The organism is Wolbachia endosymbiont of Chironomus riparius, from assembly GCF_918315375.1.
Genome location: NZ_OU906733.1, coordinates 123,338 through 131,862 on the forward strand (window position 1 = coordinate 123,338; position 8,525 = coordinate 131,862).

Below are 8,525 nucleotides of genomic sequence, written 5' to 3' on the forward strand. Positions count from 1 at the left end.
TTACCGATATATGAAATATGATTTTAAAAGCGTTGAAAAATTTTATCAGGACAAGTGGAACTTTTCTATTAGTAAAGATAGCAATAAAAAGAAATGTTATGTTCTAGATATGTTTCCATACCCATCTGGTAACATACACATGGGACATTTACGAAACTATGCAATAGGTGATGTAATTGCACGTTATAAAAGAGCATGCGGTTTTAATGTATTCCATCCAATAGGTTGGGATGCATTTGGACTGCCTGCTGAGAACGCAGCAAGAGATAATAATATATGTCCATCTACGTGGACAAAAAGAAATATAGATCACATGCGTAAGCAACTCAAATCTATAGGATTTTCTTATAATTGGGATTATGAAATGTCCACCTGTGACATCGAATATTATAAACATGAGCAGAAATTCTTTCTGGATTTTTTGAAACATGGGCTTGCTTACCGAAAAGAGTCGTGGGTTAATTGGGATCCTGTAGATCAAACAGTGCTTGCAAATGAACAAGTGATTGATGGAAAGGGATGGAGGTCAGGTGCAGTAGTTGAAAAGCGTAAACTATCACAATGGTTCTTAAAAATTACAGATTTTGCAGATGACTTACTTAAGTGTCTAAAAACTCTGAATTGGCCAGAAAAAGTCAAATTAATGCAAGCAAATTGGATAGGACGTTCTGAAGGTCTTGTCGTTAATTTTGACATTATTGGACTTGATGAAAGTTTAGAGATATTTACAACTTCTCCTCATACTTTGTTTGGTGCTTCTTTCTGTGCTATCGCACCAGAGCATAAAATATTGCAATATGCTCAAAATAAAGAAGTTGATAAATTCATAAAAGAGTATAACAAACTTAAAGTGTCATCAGAAGCAATAGGAAAAGTAGAAAAAATAGGTACTGACACTGGACTTCGTGTAAAGCATCCATTTCTTAATAAGGAACTACCTATCTATGTAGCAAATTTTGTCTTGATGGAATATGGAAAAGGCGCAATTTTTGGTTGTCCTGCACATGATCAACGTGATTTTGAATTTGCACAAAAATATAATTTACCAATTATTCCAATAATTTCTTCGAATGGTGAACAAAGAGTAGGAACTTTAAAAGAAGCATATACCGGGAATGGGGTAATGTTCGATTCTGAATTTCTTAATGGATTAACCGTTGATGCAGCTAAGGAAACAATAATACAAAAACTTGAAGAAAAAGGTATTGGTAAAAGAACGGTAAATTATCGTCTACATGACTGGGGAATTTCAAGACAGCGCTACTGGGGTTGCCCTATACCTATCATATATTGCAAAGACTGTGGAATTGTTCCTGTACCTGAATATGACCTTCCCGTAATTTTACCTTCTGATGTCGATTTCACAATGGGTGGTAATCCTTTGCAAAATCATCCTACATGGAAACTTGTTGATTGTCCAAATTGTGGTCTACAAGCAAAGCGCGAAACAGATACATTTGATACTTTTTTTGAATCATCTTGGTACTTTGCTGCATATTGTGGTTTAAAGAAAGGGATAGATAAATCTGCTTGCGATTATCTATTACCAGCGGATTATTACATTGGTGGAATAGAGCATGCAATCTTACATTATCTTTATGCAAGATTTTTTTGTAGAGCCTTAACTAAATGTGGTTATTTCAATATAAAAGAGCCTTTCTCCACGCTAATTACTCAGGGTATGGTGTGCCACGTAACTTATAAAGATGAGAACGGCAAGTGGTTGTTTCCTCAAGAGGCCAAAGAATTGGTGGCACAAGGTATAAAAGTGCAAACAGGACGAGTGGAAAAAATGAGTAAGTCAAAAAAAAATGTAGTTGACCCAGATTTTATCATAGAAGAATATGGGGCAGATACTGCACGTCTATTTGTATTATCTGACACTCCTCCGGAAAAAGATATGGAATGGTCAAATAGTGGCATAGAAGGTTGCTCACGCTATATCAATAAGTTATGGCGTATGATAATTCAACTTAAACCTATAAATGTTAATTATGACAATAGTAAAGTTACTGGTAATCTTTTAGAGTACAGAAAAAAAATTCATAAACTTTTATACGGATTAACTGATGATTTAGAACACTGTCGATTAAACTGCTCAGTAGCAAAATTTCGTGAAATGACAAACTTAATCACTGAAATGGATGTAAAAAGAGACAAATCCTTAATTGATGAAGTCATATGTGTATTAATTAGGGTGATAGAACCATTTATTCCACATTTAGCTGAAGAGATGTGGAAACAAATAGGAGGAAAAGGTGCGCTACATTTACAGCCTTGGCCACAAGCTGATGAGTTATTAATAATTGATCAAACAGTAACAGTTGCTGTACAAATCAATGGAAAATTACGTTCTACAATCAACGTAGAAATCAATTTACCTATAGAGGAGATGAAGAAAATTGCAGTAGATATAGTTTCAGAAAAAATTGATAAAGATAAAATTCGCTCTATACACGCAGTGCAAAACAAAATAGTGAATATAGTGATATAAAGGGTACACTAAAATTTCAATTTTTTATGCAAAACAAAAAGCGGAAAAAGTAAATATTTTCACTAATTATAAATTATGCGAATTTTTATAATATGTTAGAAGTGTTTTTGGAAATTCAAGTTAAAGTTGATTGTAATACCAATAAATTCTTTTCTTATCTGTATGGTATTCACCTCATATACAGCTAGTAGAGAATAAAGATCAAATTCTGAATTAATAAAAAAACAGAAAATTCTGTGTAAAGAAGTGTTTATTACCTATTTTTTTACAAACAAACGTAGAAGTAAAACACATTATTACATAGTTTAAGATTGTATAGTAAAACCAGATTTACTATACATAATTACCTTGAAACATGTAAATCCATTGATCGCTATGGTACTTTAAATACTAAAAACGTAATTATGTTGATAAGTTAACTTCATTCAGTATAATTGCGTAAATAGAAAACATTGTAAGAGATTAATTAGGAGATTATATGGGAAGGCTGTTAGTTTTTTTTGGGCTGATGCTAGGTAAAATTTTTCCTGGTAAAGTAATTAGTTCATTTTTAGGAGTAGGCTACCTACCAGCTTGGCAAAGCAATTGGTCTTCATTTTTAGCATTATTTATTATTGATATTATATTAATGCTTATTTATGGAGGTAAGCATTTATTGTACATGTTACCAACCTCAGGGATTATTGTGGCTACTGTTTTCATGAAAGTAGCGGCTGTTATGTTGGTTGTTCAAGTCATAGGAATATTCGCTTTTCATGCTAAAGATCCCGGAGCAAACAGTGGTGAAAATATAGTTGTACAAATTGCGACAGGTCAAGTTTTAACAGTTGGATGCTCAATGCCAGCAATAATTTCAATCTATTACAGTATAAGTAAACTCTATGGGGATTTATGTAAGCAGATGCTTCAATGTCCATTTTGGTTCAATGATTTTATGCATTTTTTATTTTTTCTTATGATACCGTATGTATTTTTCAATATTGCAGAAGTAATTAAACCCTGGCCGATAAATTCAATACAAGTAGGTTATAACAATGCAATATCTATTAGCTTTGAAGGAATTTTGTATGCATTTTATGCAGCAGTACTAATGTATTTGATAGCATTTATATTGTGTGATTTAACTATGTCTAGTGCAATAGCTTTTAACACTACTATCACTCATCAGCTACAGGCAGATTTTATAGCTTTGAAGGGTTACTTATATAGTGTTTTTAAAAAATAAACATTGAATTATAAATAAGTGTTTATATATTTTATTATAAAAAGTATACAATTTTTGTGAATTTTCAAGATATAGTAAAAGAATTACAAAATTTTTGGTCCAAACAAGGATGCTCTATACTTTATCCATATACATCTGAAGTTGGTGCTGGAACACTTCACCCCGCAACAATTATGTCAGCAATTAGCAAGGATCCATGTAAGATTGCATATTTACAGCCAGTTATTAGACCTGCTGATGGACGTCATGGAGACAGTCCTAATCGACTATATCAACACCATCAATATCAAGTAGTGATAAAGCCTTCTGTTGATAATTTGCAAGAACTTTACCTTACTAGTTTAAAAATTCTTGGAATATCAATTGAAGATTATGATATAAAATTTATAGAAGACGACTGGGAAAATCCAAGTGTTGGTGCGTCAGGGCTAGGATGGGAAGTGGCATGCAACGGAATGGAAGTAACTCAATTTACTTATATCCAACAAGTTGGAGGGATTGATTGTAATCAAATTCCTGGAGAAATTGCATATGGATTAGAACGTTTAGCAATGTGTATACAGAATGTAAGCAATGTTTATGATATAATTTGGAATGATTATGGCATAACTTACGGAGATATTTTTAAACAGAGGGAGTATGAATTTTCTTGCTTAGCATTAGAATATTATGAAACAAAAGTTGTACAACAACAATTTGAAGATACGGAAAAATTATGCAAATTTCTTATTGAAAAAGAGATGTCGTTAGCAGCTTATGATCAATGTATTAAAACTAGCCATCTGCTTAATTTACTTGATTCAAGGGGAGCTCTTGGTATAAATGAACGTACAGCATATATAGGCAGAGTTAGAGAATTAACAAAAAAATGTTGTAAATTATATATAGGTAAATAGCATATGCCATCTCAATTGTTGTTTGAGTGCCTTTCAGAAGAAATACCACCAAGAATGCATACCCTAGCCTTAGAACAGGTCAAAAATTATGTTACCAATATTTTCAGTAAAAATAGTATAAAATTTGTATCCATAGAAGTTTTTATAACAGCACGCCGTATTGCTTTCTTTGTAGATAATATAAGTTGTTCAGAAACAAATGACTCTAAAAGTGAAATTAAAGGTCCAAATGTTAATACAGCGCGTAGTGCTTTAGATGGGTTTTTAAAAAAAAACCAAAAAAGTGAAGAGTCTTTGTTTATTCGTAAAGTAAATAATGAAGATTTCTACTTCATTAAAAAAGATAATAGCTCTTTTAATATAAAAGAATTTCTAAAAAATCAACTAGAAGAAATGTTGAAAAATTTCTCTTGGCCTAAGAGTATGAGGTGGGGAATAACAAAAGAAAGGTGGATCAGGCCTATAAAAAGTATTTTATGCATTTTGAATGGCGAGATAATTCCTTTGTCTTTTGCTGGAATAACAGCATCTAATGTAACTTGTGGCCATCGCATTTTCTCAAAGGAAAAAATTTTAACTATAAAAACGCCACAACAATACTTTGAATTGTTGAAAGAAAACAATGTAATTCTTGAGCAAAATAAAAGAAAATCGTTTATACTAGATCAGATTCATGAATTTACAGCAAACAATGGTTTACAGCTTGAAGAGAATGATTATTTATTGAATGAATTAACCGGATTAATAGAATGGCCGGTTGTATTATTTGGTAAAGTAAATCAGGAAAAATCTTCTGGGCTACCAAAGGAAGTAATACTTAGTATAATACATACACAACAGAAGTATCTTGCTTTGAGTAATGGGCAAAAAGTTCTATATTTTGTCACCGTTGTCAGTGTTAGTAATGATAATGTTATTGCAGGATATGAAAAAATACTTGAGGCACGTCTCGCCGATGCTAAATTTTTAATATCCCAAGATAAAAAGCATAATTTAGATTACTATGTTAATAAATTAGATTCAATATTGTTTCATGCTTCTCTTGGGAGTATTGGAGAGAAAGTAAAGCGTATTAAAGCTTTATCAAAGTATATAGCGATATGGATTCCTCACGCTTCATTAATTAAGGTAGAACGAACTGCACATTTGGCTAAAGCTGATTTAGCAACATCAATTGTAAGAGAGTTTCCTGAATTGCAAGGAATAATGGGTGGATATTATGCTAATTATTTTCAAGAGGATAAAGAAGTAGTAGAATCTATAATTGATCATTATAAGCCGGTTGGAGCAAAGTTAGAATGCCCAACTTCTCCTTCAACTGTGACTGTATCTATTGCTGATAAGATAGACAGTTTAGTTGGGTTAATTGGAGCAGGGGAGAAAATTTCTGGCTCATATGATCATTTTGGACTCAGGAGAATATCTATAGGTATAATTAGAGTAATAATTGAAAACGATATTCATATTCCAATAAAATTATTAATAGACAAGTCTATATCTTTATATTCAAGATTTACATCTAATAAAGATTCTATCTCTATTAATAAATTAAATAAATTAAACAGAAAAAAAATATCAGAGTTAATATTTAAATTTTGCTTAGAAAGATTTAAGGTTATTTTAAAAAATAAAAACATAAAGCCAGATGTGATAAATTCGATACTATGTAAAAATAACATTGATGATTTATTAACAGCAGAAAAACAAATAGTTATATTGAATCAATATTTAAATGGAGAAGAAGGCAAACAAGTTATTGAAATATATAAAAGAATCAGCAATATAGTTAAAAAGGCAGAAAAAAACGATAAAATTATTCGTATACCTTATAGTAAAAGGCTTCTTACTGAGAATGAGGAAGTTAATCTATCAAATTATCTTACAAATTCTTCTGAGAGTATAAAACAAGCAATAAAAAATAATCATTTTAACTTAGCACTAAATGAACTTTTAGGCTTCGTTCCACTTGTCAATCAATTTATGAATAGTGTAAAAATTAACTGCGATTCTCACGTATTAAGGAGAAATAGATTATCCTTATTGGACAACACGGTTTCCATTTTTCATTCTGTAGCAGATTTTAGCCTGATACAGATTAAGTAATGAGTATATAGTATAAAATAATATCAAATTCCACGGTTTTTCAGCGTGTATAAAGTTAACATACATTAATAAAGTAAAAAAGTTATCTAGAAGCTAAATAGAATACAATATTAGGATATAAAAAATAAGGAATTTAATAAAAAGAACTACAAGCAACCGAAAATAAAAGAGATCACCTATAAAATAATACTATTTTTTATCTTCATAAAAAATCATAAGCTAAAATAAATTTTTCCCTGGTAGCTCATTATAAAAAAATATTTCTTCTATCGGCCTTCTTTTCTTTTTACCTATTTGATTCCCCTCTTTTTCATAGCCAACTGCTATAATCGACATGATGTTAAGGTCATTAGGTATATTAAATTTTTCTACTACTCTATCGCTATCAAATCCGCCCATTTGATGAGCCATTAAACCTATAGCTGCAGCTTGTAACATTAATGCATAATTTGCTGCACCAGTATCATGAGCAGACCAAAAATTTTCTCCCTTATCAATTCTACGAAAATTTTTAGCACTCAAAGATATAATTAACACCTGTGCATTTTTTGCCCACTTTTGATTAGATAAGTCAAGGCAATCAAATAAATTTTCCCATGAATAATTATTATTCTGCTTATTACATATAACATATCTCCAAGGCTCTTCTCCAAAGCACGACGGCGTTAGCCTAACAGCCTCTATTAAAGAGTCTATTTGCTTCTGGGATAGTATTTTTGTGGAATCATATTCACGTCCACTGTGCCTTATTTTCATCAATGTTAATAAATACTCTTCACTAATCATCTTGAACAAATACTAATAAACAACTTATTGTAACATAAAAATTTAAATTGCAGATCTTTTATGTATAATACGGACAATATACTCACGAGAGGATAATTATGTACGCAAAATTACAGAATACACTAACAGTAAATACGCTTATAGAAGTATTATTGTGTGTATTACTTTTATTTTCAATGGCACAAATAAGCATACCATTACAACCAGTACCTGTTACATTACAGACTTTAATTATATTGATTATAGGATTAAAATGTGATCGTAAAGTAGCTCTCTATTCTGTGCTCACATATATATTCCTTGGTGCTATTGGATTACCTGTTTTTGCAAACTTTTCTGGTGGTTATCACATTCTCCTTGGACCAACAGGTGGTTATTTAATCGGGTTTTTAGTTGCAGCTTTAGCAATGAGTAACTTAAAGGTATTGTTAAAACCTAAATATCTATCATTTATGTTTAATGCTTTAAGTTGCTTAGTTGGTACATTTACTATATTTATCTGTGGCGTTAGTTGGTTATCTATTTATGTGGGATTGAAGAAAGCATTCCTAGTAGGAGTACTACCTTTCGTTATACCAGGAATAGTAAAAATTTGTTTACTTCTTGCAATTATACACTACTTGAATAGCACTAAAGAATGATACTGTTTCGAGCTCATCATTTTATGTGTACTCTTGCATTTCAAGGTTACGGGTATTCTAAAATTTTCGGAGAAAGCATATTCCCGATTTAATAAAGAAATCTTTTCTTATTAATTCATAGCAAATTTTTTAGTTAGAAACCATTTTTAATGAAAAATTTTAACTATTCTCATAACTACATAAGTTTCATTGTACTGATTAACTAGTTATTAATATATTAACCTATATAATAAAATAATTAATTTAATTATGGAGTAATTTATGGCACAAAAATGGAACCCTTTTTCTAGAATTATAGGCAAGAAAAAAGAACAAATTAATCATAACCCTTATAAAGAAGTTATAAGCGATACACAAATATTTTACAAAAAAGTGCAAAA

General features: G+C 30.8%; 6 protein-coding genes. 5 read left to right on the forward strand and 1 reads right to left on the reverse strand.

Features of this window, described 5'->3' with window-relative positions:
- Positions 1–10 precede the first annotated feature (10 nt).
- The 4 genes from leuS to glyS all read left to right on the forward strand — a co-directional run bounded on the left by leuS (position 11) and on the right by glyS (position 6,718).
- A complete protein-coding gene (gene leuS / locus NL275_RS00640; protein WP_253300083.1) occupies positions 11–2,494 on the forward strand; it encodes a leucine--tRNA ligase in 2,484 nt (827 codons plus the stop codon).
- 478 nt (positions 2,495–2,972) lie between these two features.
- On the forward strand, positions 2,973–3,719 hold the full coding sequence (locus NL275_RS00645) for a phosphatidylglycerophosphatase (protein WP_253300084.1): 747 nt from the start codon (positions 2,973–2,975) through the stop codon (positions 3,717–3,719).
- Positions 3,720–3,775: 56 nt separating this feature from the next.
- The gene (locus NL275_RS00650) at positions 3,776–4,615 is read left to right on the forward strand and encodes a glycine--tRNA ligase subunit alpha (RefSeq protein ID WP_253300085.1); all 840 of its coding nucleotides are present in this window, start codon (positions 3,776–3,778) and stop codon (positions 4,613–4,615) included.
- A 3-nt stretch (positions 4,616–4,618) separates the two neighbouring features.
- Entirely contained in the window at positions 4,619–6,718 is a 2,100-nt protein-coding gene (gene glyS / locus NL275_RS00655; protein ID WP_253300086.1) for a glycine--tRNA ligase subunit beta, read from the forward strand.
- Positions 6,719–6,937: 219 nt separating this feature from the next.
- On the opposite strand, the gene NL275_RS00660 is transcribed toward glyS, so the two are convergent.
- Positions 6,938–7,474: a nitroreductase family protein gene (locus NL275_RS00660; protein WP_253300087.1), complete on the reverse strand. Its 537-nt coding sequence runs from the start codon at positions 7,472–7,474 to the stop codon at positions 6,938–6,940.
- Positions 7,475–7,602: 128 nt separating this feature from the next.
- Between NL275_RS00660 and NL275_RS00665 the strand changes: the two genes are divergently transcribed.
- Complete coding sequence (locus tag NL275_RS00665; protein ID WP_253300088.1) at positions 7,603–8,145, forward strand: biotin transporter BioY; 543 nt, start codon at positions 7,603–7,605, stop codon at positions 8,143–8,145.
- The last annotated feature ends 380 nt before the right edge of the window (positions 8,146–8,525 follow it).

Bases quoted from the DNA above. Each gene is read 5' to 3' on its own strand.
- leuS (WP_253300083.1), top strand. From the start codon at position 11: ATGAAATATGATTTTAAAAGCGTTGAAAAATTTTATCAGGACAAGTGG.
- NL275_RS00645 (WP_253300084.1), top strand. From the start codon at position 2,973: ATGGGAAGGCTGTTAGTTTTTTTTGGGCTGATGCTAGGTAAAATTTTT.
- glyS (WP_253300086.1), top strand. From the start codon at position 4,619: ATGCCATCTCAATTGTTGTTTGAGTGCCTTTCAGAAGAAATACCACCA.
- NL275_RS00660 (WP_253300087.1), bottom strand. From the start codon at position 7,474: ATGAAAATAAGGCACAGTGGACGTGAATATGATTCCACAAAAATACTA.
- NL275_RS00665 (WP_253300088.1), top strand. From the start codon at position 7,603: ATGTACGCAAAATTACAGAATACACTAACAGTAAATACGCTTATAGAA.